This is a genomic window from Planococcus sp. PAMC 21323 (assembly GCF_000785555.1).
Taxonomy (GTDB): domain Bacteria; phylum Bacillota; class Bacilli; order Bacillales_A; family Planococcaceae; genus Planococcus.
Map to the genome: position 1 here is coordinate 436,097 of NZ_CP009129.1, position 23,175 is coordinate 459,271.

Here is a 23,175-nt window from a genome sequence, read left to right on the forward strand (position 1 = left end):
AAGGCTTTTTTTACTGTAAATTTTCCAGTTGTTTTTGAAATTCCATGATTTTGTCCATGTTCAATTGAATAACCATTACATAGCTGTTTAACAGAATATGCGCAATGATTGGCGTGACGATGCTTTTTGTTTTCTGGTATAGAAAAGCCAAAATCAACCCGGTTGTGAAATACAGCAATAGGTGCGTAAAGTCGAAATGGATTAACGCGAACGTCAATGCACTCACCGCAGTTGCGAAAAAGAAGTTGGTTGTCTGGTTTAGTGACCCAAACAACACGCGGCGGAAAACAAGCTCTTCAAGAACTGGACCAAACAAGACAATTGAAACGATCGCGAGTGGCACCACTTCGGCAATGTTAACTAATGAAGCGGTATTCTCAGAGCCGGGATCAATGCCAAGGAAATTCATTTCAATTAAAGCGGCAATGGATTGGCCGATGAGTAACAGCAAGAAGCCGAGAAAGCCCCAGATAATCGACATGAGAAGAGACGATTTTTTGCCTTTCCAAATATCGAAAAAGCGTTTGTCTCGGGATATGAGGATGAGCGTTAAGATAAAGCCAATTCCCATCGTTAAAAAGATTAGCCAGCCGGATGTTGCAAACCCAGCAGCTTCGCGGTCCATGCCTTGGTCTTGGAAGTAGCCTAAGGTAGGGCTAATAAACAAGATCGGCGATAGCTGTGCCGCGATGAAAATTAATAATACATAAAGCGGTGTTTTTTTACCTTTATACTTTGGGCGATTATTGGTACTTTTTTGTACAGTTGGTTTTTTTCTAGTATCGTTCTCAAAAAATGTGTCTATGAATTTCTTTCGTTTAGAGGGCATAATGCAATTCCTTTCACTTTTAAACTCCTTCTATTGTAGAGCTTTCAGAAGATAACCGCAAAGAAATCAAAATCATAATAGTTCCTACTTGCAAAAGACTGAAGATTTTATTAAACTTGATAATGGGTTAGCACTCAAAGGTTGAGAGTGCTAATCGAGAACATTTAGATAATTTGAGGAGGGTGTTTCATTTGTTAAGACCACTAGGAGATCGTGTAATTATTGAGCTCATCGAAGCGGAAGAAAAAACATCAAGCGGTATCGTTTTACCGGGATCGGCACAAGAAAAACCGCAGGAGGGCCATGTGATCGCTGTAGGAAATGGACTTATTCGTGAAAACGGACAGCGCACAGAATTAGACGTGCAAGCTGGCGATCGCGTTATCTTCTCGAAATACGCAGGCTCTGAATTGAAATATGAAGGCAAAGAATATTTGATTTTACGTGAAAACGATATATTAGCAGTTTTAGGCTAAAATAAACCAACGACACAGGAGGAAGCTAAACATGGCAAAAGAGATTAAGTTCAGCGAAGACGCACGCAGTTTAATGCTGAGAGGCGTAGATAAATTAGCAGACACAGTAAAAGTAACGCTTGGACCAAAAGGGCGTAACGTAGTGCTTGAGAAAAAATTCGGTTCGCCGTTAATCACCAACGATGGTGTGACAATCGCAAAAGAAATCGAACTTGAAAATGCTTTTGAAAACATGGGTGCGAAACTTGTTGCGGAAGTTGCTTCTAAAACAAACGACATCGCTGGTGATGGTACAACTACAGCAACGGTTCTTGCTCAAGCAATGATCCGTGAAGGGTTGAAAAACGTTACAGCTGGTGCAAACCCAGTCGGCATCCGTCACGGAATTGAATTAGCTGTTGAAAGCGCACTTAGCGAATTAAAAGCGATTTCAAAACCAATCGAAGGCAAAGAGTCAATTGCACAAGTTGCAGCGATTTCGTCTGGGGACGAAGAAGTCGGCAAATTGATTGCAGAAGCAATGGAGCGCGTGGGTAACGACGGCGTGATCACATTAGAAGAATCACGTGGCTTTACAACGGAACTTGACGTTGTAGAAGGTATGCAATTTGATCGTGGCTACCAATCACCATACATGGTAACCGATTCAGATAAAATGGAAGCTGTTTTAGAAAACCCATTTATTTTAGTGACGGACAAGAAAATTGGCAACATCCAAGAAATCTTACCAGTCCTTGAACAAGTGGTTCAACAAAGCAAACCGTTACTGATCGTTGCTGAAGACGTTGAAGGCGAAGCGTTAGCAACATTAGTAGTGAATAAATTGCGTGGCACGTTTAACGCAGTAGCTGTAAAGGCACCAGGCTTCGGTGATCGTCGCAAAGCAATGCTTGAGGATATTGCAGCATTAACTGGCGCAGAAGTGATCACAGAGGATCTAGGGCTTGAATTGAAAACAACAAACATTGCTCAACTAGGTCGTGCATCAAAAGTTGTTGTGACAAAAGAAAACACAACAATCGTAGAAGGCGCTGGCAACCAAGAGCATATCGTTGCGCGCGTTGGTCAAATCCGCAACCAATTAGAAGAGTCAACTTCTGAATTCGACAAAGAGAAACTACAAGAACGTCTAGCGAAATTAGCTGGCGGCGTAGCTGTCATCAAAGTCGGAGCGGCTACAGAAACGGAATTGAAAGAACGCAAACTTCGCATTGAAGATGCTTTGAACTCAACTCGTGCAGCTGTAGAAGAAGGAATTGTTGCCGGCGGTGGTACAGCATTAGTCAACGTCTACAACAAAGTAGCAGAACTTCTTACAGCACAAGAAGGCGACGTAGCAACAGGGATCAACATCGTACTTCGTGCGCTTGAAGAGCCAGTTCGTCAAATCGCAACAAACGCAGGACTTGAAGGATCTATCATCGTTCACCGTCTGAAAACAGAAGAAGTCGGAATCGGCTATAACGCTGCAAACGGCGAATGGGTGAACATGGTTGAAGAAGGAATCGTTGATCCAACTAAAGTTACCCGTTCAGCATTACAAAATGCAGCATCTGTTGCGGCAATGTTCTTAACAACTGAAGCGGTTGTTGCAGACTTGCCAGAACCAGCAGGACAAGGCGGCGGCATGCCTGATATGGGTGGCATGGGCGGCATGATGTAATAAGCACCTAACCCTGGAACTTATAAGGGTTAATGTGTTAAAAACATCTTATTGCTTACAATCACGACATCAAACTACACAAAAGAGCCTCACACCAATTCAACGAATTAGTGTGAGGCTCTTATTTTTTTATTGTGAAAAGTGCACTTACCGCTTAACAGACTGCCGCTTTTCCAGATAAGGCAACTCCAAATTGTCACGCAACGTCTTTCCTTCATATTCGTTCCGGAAAATTCCGCGTGCTTGCAGAATTGGTACCACTTGGTCGACAAACGCTTCGAGTTCACTTGGCAAATTGGCAATGATCATAAAGCCATCTGCTGCGTGTTGTTCGTACCACAATTCGATCAAATTAGCGACGTATTCAGGTGTGCCTATAAAAGGTGTGCGCGGTGTCGCTTCACGTAAAGCCACTTGGCGCAAGCTTAAGTTTTCCTCGCGTGCTTCTTTTTTAATACGGTCGGTATCGCTTTGGAAACTGTTTTTGCCGATGGTTCCGAGTTCTGGAAACGGTTCGTCGAGTGGGTATTGAGAAAAATCATGGTGTTCAAATAGACGTCCTAAAAAAGCGAGAGCTTGTTCGGTCGTTACTAAACTGGCCAGCTCTTGGTATTTTCGTTCGGCATCTTCTTCCGTATCACCGATAATCGGGCTGATGCCTTGTAAGACCAATATGTCTTCAGAGTGACGACCGCTCAAACGGGCTTGTTCTTTAACATTTTTACAATACTGCGTGGCTTCATCTATATTCGGCATAATGGCAAAGACGGCATCTGCTTGTTGTGCAGAAAAAGCAATGCCGTCTTTAGAAGAACCGGCTTGGAAAATTACGGGCTGTCCTTGTGGTGAGCGACCAATATTCAACGGCCCTTGCACAGAAAAGAATTCGCCTTGATGGTTTAATGGATGCAACTTGGTTGGATCAAAAAACTGCCCAGACGCTTTATCACGAACAAAGGCATCATCTTCCCACGAATTCCATAAGCCTTTCATGACGTGAACAAATTCTGCAGCCATTCGGTAGCGTTCCGCGTGACTGGGGTGATCGTCGAGTTGTTTGCTAAAATTCAATGCGGTTTTTTCCAGTCCTGAAGTAACCGCGTTCCATCCAGCGCGTCCGCCACTCAACATATCTAATGAAGCAAACTGGCGTGCTGCTGAAAACGGTTCACTATAGGTTGTAGATAACGTACTAACGAGTCCGATGTTTGACGTAATCGCTGCCAAGGCAGAAAGGATCGTTAACGGTTCAAAGCGATTTAAGTAATGCGGATTTGATTTTTCATTGATGTATAAAGCATCTGCAATAAATACAAAATCAAATTTGCCGCGTTCTGAAGTTTGCGCTTGTTGTTTGTAAAATTCAAAACTGACACTGGCATCCGCTGGCATTGCCGGGTGGCGCCAATCTGAAATCTTTTCGCCGACTCCATGAATCATGGTTCCAAGTTTTAGTTGTTTTCTCACACTGCATTGTCCTTTCGATAATCCTTTATCTTAAATTATCGTATGTGCCAGGTTAAGTGTCAAGACAGGTGTCGTGATAGAATTTGGAAACTGTTGAAACTAGCTTGAATACTAAAGTTCATACAAACAACAAAATAGGAAAAAGTATTGCGGTATAGTATGGTATCTCTATAGGTAGTTAAGGAGTGAAATTTTTGAAAGAACAATCGTATGAAAAACATGTACGTTACCCAAGGTTACAGCTTTTTTTCTGGGTCCCGTTAAGCTTTGTATTGCTCATAACAACAGCAAGCTATGGTATTTATCAATTTATGAAAAATGGATTTTCAATGCAATTATTATTGATATTTGCAATTATTATCCTCGCAATCATTCCAGGAATGCTCGCAAGAATTTATGCGCTCACTTTACAAGATCGTTTAATTTGTACGGAAGAACAATTGCGCTACTTTATGCTGACAGGAAATCGCTTGGATTCACGTTTAACAAAATCACAACTAATCGCCTTGCGTTTTGCACCTGATGCGGAAGTAGTTGGATTAGCTGAACGTGCAGTAATTGAAGAGTTATCAGCAGACGACATTAAAAAGTCGATTAATATGTGGCGTGCCGATCACCAACGCGTTTAAATCCAAAAAAGCTCACTTCATCTAGAAAAGATGAAGTGAGCTTTTTATATGTCTTTAATTTTTCTTCGTAGCTGGTTTTGGGCTTTTAACAGCAAATGATAACAAGAACCCAAAGGCTGCAACAATGCCGGCTACAACAAAGGCCATGTTCACTCCGTGAATCGCACCAGCAACTGAATTGTCACTAGCAGCGGTAACGGTAACTGTTACAAGAACGGCGGTTCCAATAGCTCCTGAAATTTGGCGGAACGTATTGTTCATGGCCGTACCATGAGGAATTAAATGATTCGGCAATTGATTCAACCCAAGCGTAGTGGATGGCATCATCACCATAGCAATTCCCACCATTCGAATAGCGTTCAACACGGATAGATAAAGAAACGTTGTATCTTCGGATAAGTTTGCAAAGAAAAAAGTCGTGATGGTTAAAATGGCAAACCCAATGCGCAATAGCCATTTGGCACCGTATTTATCGAAAAGAGCACCCGTTACAGGATTCATAATTCCCATAAGGATCGCACCTGGTAACAACATCAACCCCGAATGCAACGCGTCAAACCCAAGTAAGTTTTGCATAAACAGTGGCAAAATAACGGTTGTCGCAATCATCGAAGCAAAGACGATCATGCCAAGTGAGGTTGCGATGGAGAAGATGCGGTATTTAAAGACACGGAATTCGAGAATGGGTTGTTTTAGTTTTAATTGTCTCGTGATAAACCAGTAAAGCGCAATAGCACCAACGACAAGCGAAATGATTACGTTCGGGCTGAGCCAGCCCACGTTCCCAGCGATACTAAAGCCGTAGAGAATTCCACCAAACCCGAAAGTCGAAAGGACAATTGATAAATAATCCATTTTGGGGTTCGTTTGCTCAGTAACGTTTTTTAGAACGAAATAAGCAGAAATGATAATGATGATCGCGATCGGTAAGACAACATAAAAAACACTTCGCCACGGATAGTGATCAACTAAGTAACCTGACAAACTAGGTCCTATTGCAGGTGCAAAGGCAATAATCAAGCCAAACATACCCATTGCTTTTCCTCGTTGTGAAACGGGGAAAATTAAAAAAAGAACGGTCTGCAAGAGCGGCATCATAATTCCAGCGCCGGCCCCTTGTAACACGCGTCCGCCTAATAAAAAGGTGAAGTTAGGAGAGACAGCAGCGAGTAAGGTTCCTGCTGCAAACAAACTCATAGCGGTTAAAAACAAACTACGCGTCGTAAACTTACCGATTAAAAAGGCGGTAATGGGAATCATAATCCCGTTAACTAGCATAAAAATAGACTGCAGCCATTGGACTGTACTTTCGCTAATTTGAAGATCGTTCATAATCGGCGGAAGGGCTGTAGCCAAAAGAGTTTGATTTAAAATAGTGATAAAAGCACCTGATAGCAAAACAGCTAAAAGAGGAATATGCTTTTTCAAATCAAACGGCTGTGTATTATCAAGAGTTTGTGAACTGACCATTAATTGAATAGCACTCCTTTAGTTTTATCGTGAATTTTAGCTTGCAATGGTCACGAAAATGATTATTAGTATCTCTATATCATAGATGTTATTAATCTATACCTCAATTCACTTGCTCGTAGTCCTATATTTAGGATTTCATCATAAAGGATTGTGAGAGCTATTACGATAGCATATCTCAAAGCCACCAATTGTCGTCGGAATTTTGAATGATGATGCGTGCTCAAAGAGGATGTGATAAGTCGTCCTCACTCAATATAACCATATATTTCAGGATTTTCCCGAGATCGATATTCCATAAAATGGACGGTTTCTGACACGAATTCTTCAATTATTCTTCCAAGAGTCAAAAGGGTTGTCAAATTGTGTGTAACTCATATACAATTACATACTTATTGCCAAAAAGCTTTTGAGTGACGTGCTCTTCTTATGCGAAAGAAAAGGCAACGACAATTGAACATACTGTTTAGAAATAGATGTGCAGAGCACGCTGTCACACGGAGCAGCTAGTGAGGTTGATATTATCATTGTGGAGAAGTTTTCTGCTTTTTAAAGTATGTGTGGATGCACAGACTATTAATAGGAGGTTTTATTGTTTGAAGAAGTATGGATCGAAGACAGATTGGCCCGTGCTGTTAATCAGTGGTGGGTTACTGGTCGCTTTTGTTATTGCAGCATTTATCAATATAGAGTTTGTGTCGAATAGTGTAAATCAATCATTTGATTTTGCCGTTAACTATTTCGGTGCATTTTGGCAAGTCTTGTTATTGGGAACATTCTTTATTGCACTTTTTTTAGGATTTTCGAAATACGGCAAGGTCCGGCTTGGTGCTATGGACAAGCCAGAAGTTCCTTATTTTAAATGGATTGCGATGATCATGACAACCTTATTAGCAGGCGGAGGCGTATTTTGGGCAGCCGCAGAACCGATGTATCATTTTCTCGATGTCTCGCCTAATTTTGCAGGTTCAGGTGTAGAGTCGGGTACTAAGAGCGCCATTGTTCCTGCCTTTGCACAATCCTATTTGCATTGGGGATTTCTTGCGTGGTCGATTCTTGGAACGCTTGGAACGATTGTATTAATGTATGCTCATTACCAAAAAGGCATGCCGTTAAAACCACGTACACTATTGTATCCGTTGCTCGGTGAAAAAATTATGAAAAACAGCGTATTAGGTACGATTATTGATGCATCGGCTGTTATCGCGGTCGCAGCCGGAACAATTGGACCGATTGGATTTCTCGGTTTGCAAGCAGCTTATGGTATGGAGGCATTGTTCGGCGTGCCGAATAACTTGTTTACGCAAGTAACCATCATTATCATTGTAGTAGCGATAGCGACCATTTCCGCTATTACAGGTTTGCGTAAAGGAATACAATTTTTAAGTAATTTGAATATCCTTATTACGCTAGTTTTAATGGCAGCTATTTTAGTGTTAGGACCAGGCGGGTTTATCTTTGATACGTTTCTTGCAGCAACTGGAGTTCATCTTCAAGAATTCCTGTCAATGAGTACGTTTAGAGGAGATTCAGTTTGGTTAGGTTCTTGGACCATCTTTTTCTGGGGTTGGTTCCTTGGATATGGACCAATGATGGCAATTTTCATCGCTACGATCACACGTGGACGCACAATTCGCGAATTGATTTTGGCTGTGTCAATTACAGCTCCAATCGTTACCGCATTTTGGTTTACAGTTGTTGGCGGAACGGGGATGTTTTATGAACTTGCTCAGCCAGGGATTGTATCAAACGCATTAAATACTGCGGGAATGCCGGCTGCAATGGTAGCTATTACACAACAATTGCCACTTAGTTCATTGATCGCTCCATTGTTCTTGGTCGTCACAGTCTTATTTGTTGTTACGACTGCAGACTCAATGGCGTATACGATTTCGGTAGCCATTACAGGTGATGGTCACCCACCGAAAAGCATGCGCGTTTTTTGGGCAATCGTCATGGGTGCGGTAGCAATTGTACTCTTAATGATTAGCGAAGGCGGCGTTCAAGCGATTCAATCGTTTATTGTCGTTACCGCAATGCCAGTTTCGGTGTTGTTATTACCGACGTTCTGGGCTGCGCCAAAAGCTGCGAAAATCATGTTTGAAGATCAATTTGGTAGAACTGCCAAATCGAAGAGTAGAGCTACTGGGACGAATCCATTAAAAGATGTATAAGCAGAAAAACTTAGAGAAAAAATTATAATTCAGTCAGCAGCTCATCATGAGGTTGCTGGCTTTTTTTTGATAAAAGCAAAATATGTTCAAAATATGGCACCGCTTTCACTATTTCGACTTCATATGACAATTGTCACTAGTGTCCTACGGATTTGTCATGTAAGTTATTGTTAGGAGATAGCTGATTCCGTTGTAAAAATTGTACTTAGAGGAGAAATTTTTTATGAAGAAGATAGCTTGGATTACGGACACAGCTGCACAACTCGAAGATCACTTTATCCAAAAACATGACGTCTATGTATTGCCACTGGGTGTTGTTTTTTCAGATGGGGAATACAGAGAATCCATTGACCTAACAAAAGAAGAATTTTACGATAAATTAAAAATAGCAAAAGTTTCACCAAAAACATCACAACCGGCGATTGGTGAGATGCTTGAGTTATACGAAAAATTAGAAGCAGAAGGCTATGATTTTGCTGTTGCTGTTCACTTATCAAGTGGTTTATCAGGTACATTTGAAACGGCACAAGCAGCTTCTGAAATGACAGACTTTCAAGTATACACAATCGATTCACAAATTGGCTCTTTTCCAATGGTGAAAATGATTGAAGTCGGTAATCGTTTGTTCGAAGATGGCAAAACAATCGAAGAAGTGGTCGCAACCCTTACTGAAATGACACAGAAGTCAAAACTGTCATTTATCCCTTCAAGTTTAGCGCAATTGCATAAAAGTGGACGCGTTTCAGGAACGCAGGCATTTATTAGTAATTTGCTGAACATTAAATTGGTCATAAGTTTTGTTGACGGAAAGCCTGTAATGACTGAAAAAGTGCGAACAAATAAACGAGCTAAAGATTATGTGATGTCGGTGTTGCGCGCAGATATGGCGAAGGGGACAGTTCCAGAAGTGGCTGTGATTCATTGCAACAACGCACCAGATTCAGAAATTTGGAAAGCCGAGTTATTGCAGGAGTTTCCAAATCTAAAAGTAGAAGTGACCGCACTGAGTGTCTGTGTAGCAGTACACGCAGGTGACGGAACGACTGGTTTGAGTTGGGTTAGTTATTCAAAATAAAGTGAAAAGACCGTCGATCTTATGATCGACGGTCTTTCAATTTCTATAAAACTTATTTGTTTATGAAGGCTTTAATTTCTTCATTGTCCATAGATGAATCGCATTTCACGTTTACTGTATCACCATTTTTATAAATGAAACCAGGAACTGTTGGAATGTTATATTCATTACGTAACGAAGTAATGCCTGTCATATCATCTGACTCTACGCTGTTTACATGGTAAACATGAGTAGCTGTTTCATCTGCAACTTCTTTTAGTTTTTGTACGAAAGTCTTACAAAAAGGGCAAACCTCTTTACCTATGTAAAGAACGGCCTCAGAATCACCTTTCAGTAATTCTTTTGCTTTTGTCGAATCAATTTTTTCAAAACCTGCTATGTTTTCTTGGTAAGTTGTCATATTCAATCAATCTCCTCTCTCTAATAACTTCATTGTACAGGAAGAGGCGAGTGGACCAAAAAGTTATGCTTATGGTATGTGCTCTTGAAACACGCTACTTTCCACAAAGCCGAGAGTCGTGTAAACTATACAAGGTTAAGAAAAGAAAGAGACCAACACAAACATTTGATACTTATGGATTTTCCGTATAGATACAACAAGAATTTTGGATGATGAAAAGTCATCTCTTGATGAAAGGATTGGAATTTGAATATGAAAGAGAATTTTTGGCGTGAATTACCGAAACCATTTTTTGTTTTAGCGCCGATGGAAGATGTGACGAATGTCGTATTTCGCCATGTAGTGGCTGAAGCTGCAAGACCTGATGTGTTTTTTACTGAGTTTACGAATACCGAAAGCTATTGTCATCCGGAAGGAATCTTTAGTGTTCGTGGCCGTTTAACATTTACAGAAGATGAACAGCCAATGGTCGCGCATATATGGGGCAACAAGCCTGAGCATTTCCGAGAAATGAGTATCGGCATGGCTAAGCAAGGTTTTAAAGGTGTCGATATTAACATGGGTTGCCCTGTACCAAACGTAGCTGCTAAAGGAAAAGGCAGCGGGTTGATTCGCTATCCAGATAATGCAGCCGAGATTATTCAAGCAGCTAAAGCAGGTGGCTTACCAGTAAGTGTGAAAACACGACTAGGATACACCGATTTAGATGAATGGAAAGGCTGGCTGACGCATGTATTTGAGCAAGACATTGCGAACTTGTCGATTCATTTGCGTACCAAAAAAGAAATGAGCGCGGTTCCTGCTCATTGGGAACTGATTCCAGAGATTAAAAAACTTCGTGATGAAATCGCACCGGATACACTTTTGACGATCAATGGAGATATTCCAGATCGCCAAGCTGGCTTAGAACTTGCCGAAAAATACGGCATTGATGGTGTTATGATCGGACGTGGAATTTTCCATAACCCGTTTGCTTTTGAAGAAGAGCCAAAAGAACATAGTCCGAAAGAGTTGTTTGATCTACTAAGATTGCATTTGGATCTTCACGATAAATACTCAACCGACATCGAACCCATTGCATTTAAACCGCTTCGCCGCTTCTTCAAAATATATGTGCGCGGTGTCCGTGGCGTTGGCGAATTGAGAAATCAATTGATGTATACCGAAACCACCGACCAAGTCCGGGCATTGTTGGATGAATTTGAAGCGTTGAATAAAGCGGAGAGTTCAGTAGAAACGAATGCGTAAGCTAAGTTTTTTAGCAGCCATCACCAAGTAATAATATTGGCGATGGCTTTTTTGTTTAGATTTATACATCAGTAACACCGAAGTATTTTTACTAATTGACTTCACATAACGATATCGTTATATTAAATGGCGAAGCAGATGATAGGAGTGAACCGTTTGACGCCAAACGTGGAGTTGCAAAACTTAAACTTGATCGATTTATTAAGCGAACGTCAAATAGCAACACGACGAATTACAGAACAAGCTTGGGACGAGGAAAGTGAAATTCGCATCTCAAATTCTGAGTGGGTTATTATGGCTCATATATACAAACAGCAACCTACCATTGCGTCCGTCACTAAAAACTTAGATATCACTCGTCAAGCAATTCATAAATTTATTAAAAACTTAGCTGCTAAAGGTTTAGTGGAAGTAAAAAATGTGGAGAACAATAAAAAAGAAAAATGCATTCGATTAACTGCTTTAGGTGAAGTGTGTCATGAGAAACACGAAATATTGAAACAGCGGCTAGAAGTTCAAATCGCTAATAAAATTGGTGCCGATCAATTGAACATTTTGAAAGATATGTTGAAAGCTGATTGGGGAATTTAATAAACACTAAAAAACGTTTCACTTTCTCAAAACTTGAGAAAGTGAAACGTTTTTTGTTTGTAAGATTAATTAACTGCCTGCGGTTGACCATCTGTAATCAAATCGTTAATCATTTGATTGACCTCTTCAAAACTGGTATCGAGCGCATGCGCAAGTTCTTTAAAAAGAATGATTTGGGTATTATTCAAAAGTTTATAATCATGAGCATAAAAAGACTCTTTTTGAATTTGGGTATCAAATTTCTTGCGTAGCAATCCATTAATTACGCCTGCAATTTGCATACGGTCACCTGACTGGATTTTCTTAGGTTGTGCTTTTGGATTTTGTAGAATTTCAGCTTCTACTTCGGGTTGCTTAAACACTTCAATAATTTCAAGTGCTTCATCTCTTTGAAGAAGTTTTAGCATAACAACCTTATCGTTACCGACAGGTGTACTAATTGTTACTAAGGTATTCTCCAAAGGCTGCAGTTGGTAATACTGCTTTGTGACGTCTGAAACCGTCATATCGTAAATATCGTTAATTTTACAAAGGCCGTGGGTGGAATAAATAATATGATCTCCAATAGCGAACATCTTTTTTCCTCCTCAAATGAAACTCATCTAAGACCACTATAACACACTATCTTAGAATTGTAAACTCGGTTGACAATTATGGAATAGTTTAGAAGCTGGTAGAATATAGGTCTTAAGAAGTTTGAAAACACGTAGAAAGGGAATAGATATAAAGTATTAGTTTTGCATTGTCAAAACGGAGGTAGAACGAGATGAAGAGTATAGAAGAAGCCAAGCAATTGATTATTGCTGAGAAGCTCAAACATTACAATGAACGGTTAGCAGATATTGAGCGAGATTTAAATTTTTTCTATAAAGAATCGATAGATGATGAAGAGTCATTAAAGATTATTCAAGAATTGAAGAATAACGTAGAACGTTTAAAAATAAGAAAAAATAGAGAAACAAAAGAGACAGTCATGTGAGGCTGTCTTTTTTGCTGCCTTTAAGAAACTGAAGGACGAGAGAAGTTATGCTATTATTAGGACAGGATTTAATGTAGATCATAAAGATAATTGAGAGCAACAGGAGGAATTTAGATGGACAATAATGATTTATTGATCCGATTGCGCTATGCATTGGATATAAAAAATAAAGACATGGTCGATATTTTCAAATTAGGTGGCATCGATCTGAGTAAGGAAGAAGTACTGAAGGTGCTGACGAAGACTCCTGAAAGCGATGAAGATGAAGACGACAGCATTTGGATTGATCATGAAGATAATGATGATTACATCAAAGCGGAAGATTCTCTGTTTGAATCGTTTTTAAATGGCTTTATAATTTTTAAAAGAGGTCGTCAAGAGCCAAAACCTGGACAACCTGAAGTTCCGTCATTGACCAATGAACGCTCGAATAACTTACTATTGAAGAAAGTGAAAATCGCTTTACAGCTAAATAGTGAAGACATGTTAGAGGTTTGGGATTTAGCAGGAGTTACCGTTACAAAAGGCGAGCTAGGTGCCTTACTTCGAAAAGTCGGACATAAAAATTACCAAGAATGTGGCGATCGTTATGCTCGCAACTTCCTTAAAGGATTAGCAATCAAATATAGAAAATAACAATATATCCCCATTAGCCTACAGTATCGGTTAATGGGGATTTTTTATATTGGAAAATAAGACTTTTTTATGGACAAAAAGAACTATCACTTTTGTGTAAATATGATTATGATAGAGAGAAGTAATCACAGATGGATACAAAGGGGATAGCGAGATGAATTGGTTGCCGAGGAGAAAGAATAAGGTGACAGCTTTTTGGGAGTGGTTTGTTGCTAACGAAGAATCGTACCTTCAACTAGACAGTACGGGCGGAATCAAACTGCTTAACCAGTTGGAAAAGAAGTTGCAGAAAGTAAATCAGCATTTAGTTTTTGAAATGGGTGAGCCTCGTAAGGGCAGTAAGCCTGAGTTTGTTATTAGTGCAGATGGCATGGTCGAAGCATTTGATGATGTGATTGAATTAGTTAAGCAAGCTCCTCAACTTAGTTTTTTTGACGTTGTCGCTTTTCGTCAACAACAAGCTGAAGAAATTTCAATTTCATATGGTGATATCGAATTGGGATGGAATGACCTTTTTTGTACATGCGAAAAAGATGAAAACAATGGTGAACTGGACTTGATTCTTTATATTAAAGACTTTAACGAAGAAAATGAAGACGAATTTGTCTCGGCTGCTTTTATTTTATTGGATTCAATTATTGGCGAGTACAATGTGGGAATGCATATTGGAGAAATCGAGTTTACAAACTACGAAGGTCAGCCCAACGTCCGGCCTGTAAAAGAACTGCAAAGTTTGTTTATTACCGATCAAGTAACGGAATGCGGAATATGAAATGAAAAGTCGGTTCAGATAAAATTCTGAACCGACTTTTCATATTTGTTCCACATAGAGTTGTATTAAAATAGATATTTTAAATTTAACAGAAAGTTCATTTTTTTTAGATAAATTCTCTTGACCTGGTCAAAAGATACCTGTACTATACTAAGAATACTAAAACTGAATAGTGAATCTTTATCGAGAGAAGTTGAGGGACTGGCCCTATGAAACTTCAGCAACCAGCCGAAAGGTAAGGTGCTAAATCCAGCAGGCAAGAAATTGTCTGACAGATGAAAAGGAACGAGTTTGATATCGTAAAGCCTTCTTTTTCATGAAGGCTTTTTTTGTTTATATAAAGGGGGGTTAATAGATGGGTTTACTAGATGAGTTGAAGACAAGGATTTTAACAGCAGACGGTGCTATGGGAACATTACTATATTCGTACGGCATTGAGTATTGCAACGAGGAGTTGAATTTACAACGCCCTGAAATTGTAGAGAAAATCCATCTCGATTATATTAACGCCGGGGCAGATATTATCCAAACCAACACGTACGGGGCGAACGCACTAAAACTAGCTCGTTATGGATTAGAATCTCAAGTTGCAGAAATCAATAAAGCCGCGATCGATATCGCAAACCGAGCAGCGACACCGGGTGGACAATTTGTTTTTGGCACGATTGGCGGCATTCGAGGAATTCGAAAAAGTGATGCCAGTTTGCAAGAAATCATTGCCATGGTTGACCAGCAAGCAAACCAATTATTAGAAGGCGATCCACATGGATTATTGCTAGAAACCTATTACGATTTTGAAGAACTTGCAGCTACGGTGAAACACTTGAAAACCATCACAGACACCCCGTTAATTGCTCAAGTGTCGATGCATGATCCGGGGATTTTGCAAAATGGTATGACATTAAACGATGCGCTTCACCAACTAGAAACGCTCGGAGCCGATATCGTCGGAGTCAATTGCCGGTTAGGTCCTCACCATACGATTCAAGCATTTGAAGAAGTGACTTTGCCTGAGAAAGCTTTCTTGTCAGCTTATCCAAATGCCAGCTTGCTAGATGTGGAAGACGGGCGAATTGTATATGAATCAGAAGCAGATTATTTCGGACGTGCCGCTTTATTGTTACGAGAAGAAGGCGTTCGATTAATTGGTGGCTGTTGTGGAACAACGCCGAAACACATCGAAGCAGTAAAAAAACATTTAGGTCAGCTAAAGCCGATTGTTCATAAAATAGTAACTGAGAGAAAGCCGATTGTCATTCGAGAAGCAGAAGCTTTAGCAGTAACCCCGCTTCATGAAAAAGCGAAAACCGAACGAACGATTATTGTGGAACTCGATACACCACGTCATTTAGATGTTGAGAAGTTTCTCGAAGGTTCAGTTGCATTAAAAGCAGCGGGTGTCGATGCTTTAACAATGGCTGACAATTCACTTGCTTCACCGCGTATTAGCAATATGGCGATGGGTTCGATTTTAAAACATACAGAAGATATTCGTGCACTTGCGCACATTACATGCCGCGACCGTAATTTAATTGGATTACAATCGCATTTAATGGGGCTTGATGCACTTGGCATACACGATATACTCGCTGTGACAGGTGACCCGACTAAAGTGGGGGATTTTCCAGGAGCGACAAGCGTTTATGATGTGTCAAGTATGGAACTGATTCAATTAATCAAAAAGTTAAATGAAGGCATTTCATTTTCTGGGAAGTCGTTACGGAAAAAAGCCAACTTTTCTGTTGCTGCAGCGTTCAACCCGAATGTCCGTGTGCTTGACCGAGCTGTTGCAAGACTCGAAAAGAAAATCGACAGTGGCGCAGATTATTTTATTTCGCAGCCGGTTTATACAAAAGAGAAAATAATCGAAATTTACGAAGCGACAAAACATATAGAAACACCCATTTTTATTGGCGTAATGCCGTTAACCAGTATTCGCAGTGCAGAATTCCTGCACAATGAAGTACCAGGTATAAAACTGTCAGATGATGCATTGGAGCGGATGCGTGCATGTGGTGATGACAAAGACCTGGCAACTGCAGAAGGCATTCAAATTGCGAAAGAATTAATTGATACAGCAGCCAAATTATTCCATGGAATTTACTTGATCACACCTTTTGTTCGCTACGATATGACCGTAGAATTGATTCATTATATTCGTCAACTAGATCAACAGAAAGAGAGCGATCACAGCCATGTCCAAGCATCTTATTGAACAACAACTCGAAAAAAGAATATTGATTATTGATGGAGCCATGGGGACAATGATTCAAAATGAAGATTTATCTCCGGAAGATTTTGGCGGAGAAGAGTTTGATGGCTGCAATGAGTACTTGAATATCGTACGACCAGATGTTATCCAAAATGTGCACATCGCTTATCTTGAAGCTGGAGCGGATATTCTTTGCACCAATACGTTTGGGGGTACACCAATTGTATTGGATGAATACGGAATCGGTGACCAAGCAGCTGACATTAATAGACGTGCAGTTGAAATTGCGAAACGAGCGACTGCAGAATTTTCAACACCTGAATGGCCTCGATTTGTAGCGGGTGCGATTGGGCCAACGACGAAAACCCTATCTGTTACAGGTGGAGCTACGTTTGATGAGATGCTGGAAAATTTTTATGTGCAGGCGAAAGCATTAGTTGAAGGCGGCGCCGATTTAATTTTATTAGAGACGAGTCAAGATATGTTAAATGTTAAAGCCGCAACGATTGGAATTAACCAAGCGTTTAAAGAAACAGGGATTGAATTGCCGATTATGGTGTCAGGAACAATCGAGCCGATGGGGACAACGCTTGCCGGACAAAGCATTGAAGCTTTTTACATTTCCATTGAACATGTCAAGCCTTTATCGGTGGGATTAAATTGTGCGACGGGTCCAGAATTTATGACTGACCACCTTCGATCGCTGTCAGAGCTATCGGACGGCTATGTGAGTTGTTACCCCAATGCCGGCTTACCCGACGAAGATGGACATTATCACGAAACGCCAGAATCGCTTGCGAAAAAATTGCGCGGTTTTGCGGATAAAGGTTGGTTGAACGTTGTCGGCGGTTGTTGTGGGACAACACCTGCACATATTCGAGCGGTTCGCCTGGCGATGGAGGGATTGCCACCGAGAAAGCCGGATCCTGTCGAACATGGTCACGTGGTTTCCGGGATTGAGCCTTTGCAATACGATGAAACGATGCGTCCTTTGTTTATCGGAGAACGGACAAATGTAATCGGTTCTCGTAAGTTTAAACGATTAATCATAGATGGGAAATTTGAAGAAGCCGCTGAAATTGCTCGTGCTCAAGTGAAAAACGGGGCACATGTTATTGATATTTGTTTGGCGAACCCTGACCGTGACGAAGTTGAAGACATGACTCATTTCATGAAAGAAGTCGTCAAAAAAGTAAAAGTGCCACTGGTTATTGATTCTACGGACGAAGAAGTGATTGAAGTGGCATTGAAGTTTTCACAAGGAAAAGCGATTATCAACTCGATCAATTTAGAAGATGGGGAGGAACGATTTGATGCGGTAATGCCGCTTGTGAAAAAATACGGAGCGGCCGTTGTGGTTGGGACGATTGATGAAGTAGGGATGGCTGTAACACGGGAACGGAAACTCGAGATTGCAGAACGCTCTTATGATTTGCTAGTTAATAAATGGGGGCTCGCACCAGAAGACATCATTTTCGATCCACTCGTGTTCCCAGTCGGAACGGGCGATCAACAATATATCGGTTCTGCAGTTGAGACGATTGAAGGCATTCGTCTCATTAAAGAAAAGCTGCCGCGTGCGTTAACCATTTTAGGGGTCAGTAATGTTTCATTCGGCTTACCTCCGGTCGGTCGTGAAGTATTAAATGCCGTGTATTTATATCACTGCACACAAGCAGGTTTGGATTATGCCATCGTCAATACGGAAAAGTTGGAGCGGTACGCGTCGATTCCGAAACAGGAAATCGACATGGCTAATGAATTACTGTTTACGACAACAGATGAGACACTAGCTGATTTTACAGCTTTTTATCGTGATAAGAAAAAAGAAAAAACCGAAGACGACATCCCAAAAACGGTACCGGATCGCTTAGCTTACTATATTATAGAAGGAACAAAAGAAGGCTTGATTCCAGATTTGGAAAAAGCGTTGGATATGTACGATGAACCGCTTGATGTCATCAACGGACCTTTGATGAAGGGAATGGCCGAAGTAGGTCGCTTATTTAATGACAATCAATTGATCGTGGCTGAAGTGCTACAAAGTGCTGGCGTCATGAAAGCAGCAGTTTCATTCCTTGAGCAGTTTATGGAGAAAAAAGAAGACGATTCCGGAAAAGGAAAAATCGTTTTAGCTACTGTAAAAGGTGACGTTCATGACATCGGCAAAAACTTAGTGGAAATCATTTTGAGCAATAATGGCTTTAAAGTTATTGATGTCGGCATTAAAGTGACACCAGCAACCTTGATTGAAGTAATTCGAAAAGAAAAGCCAGACATGATTGGTTTGTCCGGGTTACTCGTTAAGTCAGCGAAGCAAATGGTCATCACCGCACAAGATTTTAAAGAAGCGGGCATCGATGTACCGATTTTAGTAGGCGGGGCGGCCTTATCTAGACGCTTTACAGAAACTAAAATTTCAGCAGAGTACGATGGACCGGTTATTTATGCGAAAGACGCGATGCAAGGCTTAGACTTGGCAAACCGTTTACAAAATGGAGCTGGAAAAGCGGAATTGCTGTTAGAGTTGGACGCACAGCAAGAGAAACGCCAAGCGTCTGAAGCCGTGCGAGCTGCAAAACCCGCTGTAGCAGTTGCTGAAAAACCAGTAAAAACAGTACGCGAAGACGTCACGGTTCACGTGCCGAACGATTTGCGTCGTCACGTATTGAAAGAGTATTCTGTGGCTCATTTGTATCCATACGTCAACATGCGCACATTGATTGGTCATCACCTTGGGTTGAAAGGCTATAACGATAATTCGTTAGCTAAAGGCGATCCGCGTGCTGTTCAGCTTCATGAACTGGCAACTGAGTTTTTGGGTTCAGGGGTTTTGAAGCCGTCCGGGATGTATCAATTTTTCCCGGCTCAAAGTGATGGAGACGATGTGATCGTTTACGATCCAAAAGACGCCAAGACAGAAATCGAGCGTTTTACATTTCCACGACAATCAGCGTCACCATTTCTTTGCTTGTCCGATTACTTGAAATCGGTCGACAGCGGCGAAATGGATTACGTCGCTTTTATGCAAGTTACTGCGGGATTTGGGGTACGCGAACAAGCAACACGTTTGAAAGAACAAGGCAAATTTTTAGAAAGTCATGCGCTGCAAGCAACAGCACTTGAACTCGCAGAAGGCTTTGCTGAACGAATCCACCAAGAAATCCGAGATCAATGGGGCTTCTCAGATGCGACAGACTTCTCCATGCGCGACCGCTTTGCTGCCAAATACCAAGGACAACGCTTCTCATTCGGTTACCCCGCGTGTCCGAACTTAGAAGACCAAGCCAAACTATTCAACTTAATCAAACCCGAAGACATCGGCGTGCATTTAACAGAAGAATACATGATGGACCCTGAAGCATCCGTATCCGCGATCGTATTTGCGCACCCAGATGCCAGATATTTTGTAGTTGATTGATGATAGAAAAGCGGAAGCGCCCGTGTAGCTCTGCCGGGCATAAGACAGACCAGCGAAGTGGCGCATTTTGCCACACAGCTGGGTTGGCTTAAGCCCCAAAGAGCTGGGCGCTGGAGTCTGGACAAAGAAAAGCGGAAGCGCCCGCCTGCAGCGAAATCTTAACCCTTAAACAGTTAAAATCCCGAACGTCACTTAATCAAGTGACGTTCGGGATTTTGTTTTTTCATTCATTAGTAACAGGCAGTCAATTTACTTTATCCAATAAGAAACCATAGCCTTGTGCTTCCATATCTGCTTCGGGTACAAACAATAGCGCTGCGCCGTTCATGCAATAGCGCAGGCCGCCTTTGTCTGCAGGGCCGTCGTTAAAGACATGACCAATGTGATTGTCTCCAGCGCGACTTCTAATTTCGGTTCGTTTCATAAAGAACAATCCATCATCATGTTCAGTTACCACTTCCGGATCAATCGGTTTAGTAAAACTCGGCCAGCCGGTCGTGGAATCGTATTTATCGGCAGATGAGAAAAGCGGTTCGCCTGTTGTGATGTCGACATAAATACCAGGTTCGTAAAAGCCATCGTACTCACTTGAAAACGCGCGTTCTGTATCGTCTTCTTGCGTAACAGAGTATTGAATATCAGTTAATGTTGCTTTTAATTCTTCGTCACTTGGTTTCGGATAAAGTGCTGGGTCGATCAGCGACTGTGCGTCTTCGCCTACTTTTTGATCTTCTAAGGTATCAAATTCGATGTGGCAATAGCCGTCTGGATTTTTTTCGAGGTAATCTTGATGGTACTCTTCAGCCAAATAATAGTTATCCAGCATTTCAACTTCTGTAACGATTGGATCGTCATAGCGATCTACTTGGGCAGTCACTACTTTATCGATCACAGCTCGGTCATCTTCATTTTCATAATAAATGCCTGTTCGGTACTGTTCTCCGCGATCATTGCCTTGTTGATTTAACAGGGTTGGATCAATAATCATAAAATAATGATTTAGTACTTCTTCTAAATCAACACGTTCTGGGTCGTAGCGGACATGGACCGTTTCAGCGTGTCCGGTGTTTTCACGAACCACTTCTTCGTAAGTTGGGTTTTCCGTATTGCCGTTAGCGTAGCCAGATGTGACATCGTAAACGCCGTAAACGCGTGCCATATAAGCTTCGACGCCCCAGAAACAGCCGCCAGCTAAATAAATGTCCTGCAGTTTATCTGTATCGAATTCAAGATCTACATTTGGATTGTCTGGAAATTTGGACGTGCTAGTTTCTGTCGATTGCCCAGAATCAGCGCTACTGGACTCTGAGACACTTGCGCTTCCACAACCTGAAAGCAGCAATAGCAATAAAACCACAAAGCCCGTAAGTGAGAGTATTTTCATATCAAAGCTCCTGCCTTTCTTAGTGGAGTGATTTCTTCGCGGTTCTTGTTTTAAGTTTAATCTACTAATCAATAAAAGCGGTACTAAGGCGGTTCGGAAAAAACTGATAATTTAAAGAGGCTGTCACAAAATGGATTTATTCAATAAAGTAAAAATGGGTTGGAGTGGCATCTGCATTTAACCTATCTGGAAAATGAAACCATTTCTATCTCACTGCGTATAAATTACAAAGAAGAAGGGCAGGCGTGGCAAATGGAGATTAAAACGAAGACGAAAGAGAAGAAAAGTCGCTGGTGGATTTTTGATGTGATTGAATTTATATTAGGGTGTCTGGAGCTTATATATTTTTTGCCACGCATGGTCTTTCGTTTTCTCAAAGAATTATAAAGAGATTATTCTCGAAAAAGGAGTTGGACAGTATTTCTCGGATTTGGACAGTATTCGACTCAATTCCGACAGTATTCAAGTGGAATCGGACAGTATTTCATCCATTCCCGACAGTATCGCCAAAAAAATGGAAAAAAGCCGCCTAAACTAGGCGGCTTTTCTTCATTTTATAGCTTAGCAAACTCAGGATCTGCGACTTTTACGAGCTGTTTACCAAGATTTGTACCTTTGAACAAGCCCAGGAACGCATCTGGCGTATTTTCAAAACCTTCGACAATTGTTTCGTCGTATTTCAATTTACCTTCTTGTAGCCATTGCGTTAATGCTGCAACGCCTGTTGGTAAATCTTTTGCATAATCGCCAAGCGTAAAGCCTTTCATCATCGCGCTTGTTTTGATGAATTGACTTTGCATGCGTGGACCGATATCGCCATCTTTAGCGTTATAAGAAGAAATAGCTCCGCATAATGTCACGCGTGCATGTTTGTTTAGCTGACGAATCACGGCGTCGGAAATATCGCCGCCTACATTATCAAAGTAAACATCAACACCGTCAGGAAGAGCGGCAAGCAAATCTTCTTTAAAGCTGTCTTTTTTATAATTAACGGCAGCGTCAAATCCAAGTTCATTGATCAAGTAATCAATTTTTTCATCCGAGCCGGCGATACCAACAACACGAGTCCCTTTGATTTTAGCGATTTGGCCAACAATCGAGCCGACTGCACCAGCTGCGCCTGAAACGACAACTGTTTCGCCTGCTTGCGGGTTCGCGATATCAAGTAATCCGAAATAAGCCGTAAGTCCAGTTAATCCAAGCACACTTAAGTGAGCGGTAATTGATGCAGCTGTTGGGTCAATTTTTTGAAGCTTAGCAGCAGCTGCTACATTGTACTCTGACCAGCTAAGGTTGCTGCTGACGATGTCGCCTTTTTCGAATAAATCCGAGCGTGATTCGACAACTTCAGCTAATATGCCGCCCGTTAATGCTTGGTTTAATTCGAATGGGGGGATATAAGATTTTACATCTCTCATTCGTCCGCGCATATACGGGTCAACCGACAAGTAAAGTGTTTTTAATAAAACTTCATTTTCAGCAGGTGTTGGAACTTCTTTTTCGACAAAACTAAAATCATTATTCGTTGGCATGCCTTCTGGGCGGTTTGCCAATTGAATTTCTTTCTGTAATCGAGCTGTCATGAAAAATTCCTCCTATATATACGAATTCGAGAAAAGCGTACCACTCAGATTTAGGGCGGTCAAAAATAATGTACCGAAAAAACGGGGCGAGCGTGTATTCTTGATTCCTTAAATTCCATATGCTATTTTGAAATACCGATGCATATCGGAAAAGATACGAACCGAG

General features: G+C 41.2%; 19 protein-coding genes and 1 riboswitch. Of the genes, 12 read left to right on the forward strand and 7 right to left on the reverse strand.

Annotated features, from left to right (window positions below; genetic code table 11):
• Nucleotides 1–10: 10 nt before the first annotated feature.
• A complete protein-coding gene (locus PLANO_RS02340) occupies nt 11–829 on the reverse strand; it encodes a CPBP family intramembrane glutamic endopeptidase (protein ID WP_081976612.1) in 819 nt (272 codons plus the stop codon).
• 191 nt (nt 830–1,020) lie between these two features.
• On the opposite strand from PLANO_RS02340, the gene groES reads away from it, so the two are divergent.
• Entirely contained in the window at nt 1,021–1,305 is a 285-nt protein-coding gene (gene groES / locus PLANO_RS02345; RefSeq protein ID WP_006831533.1) for a co-chaperone GroES, read from the forward strand.
• Nucleotides 1,306–1,336: 31 nt separating this feature from the next.
• Nucleotides 1,337–2,968 carry a chaperonin GroEL gene (gene groL / locus PLANO_RS02350; protein WP_038702632.1) on the forward strand — a complete coding sequence of 544 codons (1,632 nt, stop codon included), beginning with the start codon at nt 1,337–1,339 and terminating at the stop codon, nt 2,966–2,968.
• Nucleotides 2,969–3,115: 147 nt separating this feature from the next.
• On the opposite strand, the gene PLANO_RS02355 is transcribed toward groL, so the two are convergent.
• Entirely contained in the window at nt 3,116–4,408 is a 1,293-nt protein-coding gene (locus PLANO_RS02355; RefSeq protein WP_197053125.1) for an LLM class flavin-dependent oxidoreductase, read from the reverse strand.
• A 212-nt stretch (nt 4,409–4,620) separates the two neighbouring features.
• Between PLANO_RS02355 and PLANO_RS02360 the strand changes: the two genes are divergently transcribed.
• The gene (locus PLANO_RS02360) at nt 4,621–5,064 is read left to right on the forward strand and encodes a DUF6526 family protein (protein WP_231554749.1); all 444 of its coding nucleotides are present in this window, start codon (nt 4,621–4,623) and stop codon (nt 5,062–5,064) included.
• Between the two features lie 54 nt (nt 5,065–5,118).
• On the opposite strand, the gene PLANO_RS02365 is transcribed toward PLANO_RS02360, so the two are convergent.
• Nucleotides 5,119–6,534, reverse strand: coding sequence for a DHA2 family efflux MFS transporter permease subunit (locus PLANO_RS02365; protein ID WP_038702639.1), 1,416 nt, complete (start codon nt 6,532–6,534; stop codon nt 5,119–5,121).
• Nucleotides 6,535–7,130: 596 nt separating this feature from the next.
• Between PLANO_RS02365 and PLANO_RS02370 the strand changes: the two genes are divergently transcribed.
• Together PLANO_RS02370 and PLANO_RS02375 are read left to right on the forward strand one after the other, a co-directional pair.
• Entirely contained in the window at nt 7,131–8,708 is a 1,578-nt protein-coding gene (locus PLANO_RS02370) for a BCCT family transporter (protein WP_038702641.1), read from the forward strand.
• 223 nt (nt 8,709–8,931) lie between these two features.
• Entirely contained in the window at nt 8,932–9,783 is an 852-nt protein-coding gene (locus PLANO_RS02375; protein WP_038702643.1) for a DegV family protein, read from the forward strand.
• Nucleotides 9,784–9,835: 52 nt separating this feature from the next.
• Here PLANO_RS02375 and PLANO_RS02380 read toward each other — a convergent pair whose 3' ends face one another.
• On the reverse strand, nt 9,836–10,183 hold the full coding sequence (locus PLANO_RS02380) for a DUF6568 family protein (protein WP_038702645.1): 348 nt from the start codon (nt 10,181–10,183) through the stop codon (nt 9,836–9,838).
• Between the two features lie 252 nt (nt 10,184–10,435).
• On the opposite strand from PLANO_RS02380, the gene PLANO_RS02385 reads away from it, so the two are divergent.
• Nucleotides 10,436–11,431 carry a tRNA dihydrouridine synthase gene (locus tag PLANO_RS02385; protein ID WP_038702648.1) on the forward strand — a complete coding sequence of 332 codons (996 nt, stop codon included), beginning with the start codon at nt 10,436–10,438 and terminating at the stop codon, nt 11,429–11,431.
• A 156-nt stretch (nt 11,432–11,587) separates the two neighbouring features.
• Nucleotides 11,588–12,022 carry a MarR family winged helix-turn-helix transcriptional regulator gene (locus PLANO_RS02390; protein ID WP_156108879.1) on the forward strand — a complete coding sequence of 145 codons (435 nt, stop codon included), beginning with the start codon at nt 11,588–11,590 and terminating at the stop codon, nt 12,020–12,022.
• 65 nt (nt 12,023–12,087) lie between these two features.
• Here PLANO_RS02390 and PLANO_RS02395 read toward each other — a convergent pair whose 3' ends face one another.
• Nucleotides 12,088–12,597: a CarD family transcriptional regulator gene (locus PLANO_RS02395; RefSeq protein ID WP_038702651.1), complete on the reverse strand. Its 510-nt coding sequence runs from the start codon at nt 12,595–12,597 to the stop codon at nt 12,088–12,090.
• 191 nt (nt 12,598–12,788) lie between these two features.
• On the opposite strand from PLANO_RS02395, the gene PLANO_RS02400 reads away from it, so the two are divergent.
• The 5 genes from PLANO_RS02400 (at nt 12,789) to metH (ending at nt 20,042) form a co-directional block, all read left to right on the forward strand.
• A complete protein-coding gene (locus tag PLANO_RS02400) occupies nt 12,789–13,001 on the forward strand; it encodes a hypothetical protein (protein ID WP_038702653.1) in 213 nt (70 codons plus the stop codon).
• Between the two features lie 114 nt (nt 13,002–13,115).
• Nucleotides 13,116–13,637: a YehS family protein gene (locus tag PLANO_RS02405; RefSeq protein WP_038702655.1), complete on the forward strand. Its 522-nt coding sequence runs from the start codon at nt 13,116–13,118 to the stop codon at nt 13,635–13,637.
• Between the two features lie 184 nt (nt 13,638–13,821).
• Entirely contained in the window at nt 13,822–14,409 is a 588-nt protein-coding gene (locus tag PLANO_RS02410) for a hypothetical protein (protein WP_231554750.1), read from the forward strand.
• Nucleotides 14,410–14,586: 177 nt separating this feature from the next.
• Nucleotides 14,587–14,691: riboswitch (SAM riboswitch) on the forward strand.
• A gap of 73 nt (nt 14,692–14,764) precedes the next feature.
• A complete protein-coding gene (locus tag PLANO_RS02415) occupies nt 14,765–16,624 on the forward strand; it encodes a bifunctional homocysteine S-methyltransferase/methylenetetrahydrofolate reductase (RefSeq protein ID WP_038702659.1) in 1,860 nt (619 codons plus the stop codon).
• Complete coding sequence (gene metH, locus PLANO_RS02420; protein ID WP_038702661.1) at nt 16,605–20,042, forward strand: methionine synthase; 3,438 nt, start codon at nt 16,605–16,607, stop codon at nt 20,040–20,042. Before PLANO_RS02415 ends, metH begins: the two co-directional genes overlap by 20 nt.
• Nucleotides 20,043–20,286: 244 nt before the next feature.
• Here the strand turns inward: metH and msrA are convergent, their stop codons facing one another.
• Together msrA and PLANO_RS02430 are read right to left on the reverse strand one after the other, a co-directional pair.
• Nucleotides 20,287–21,426, reverse strand: a complete 1,140-nt coding sequence (gene msrA / locus PLANO_RS02425; protein WP_038702663.1) for a peptide-methionine (S)-S-oxide reductase MsrA — start codon at nt 21,424–21,426, stop codon at nt 20,287–20,289.
• A gap of 554 nt (nt 21,427–21,980) precedes the next feature.
• Entirely contained in the window at nt 21,981–23,009 is a 1,029-nt protein-coding gene (locus PLANO_RS02430; RefSeq protein ID WP_038702665.1) for an NADP-dependent oxidoreductase, read from the reverse strand.
• Nucleotides 23,010–23,175: the final 166 nt, after the last annotated feature.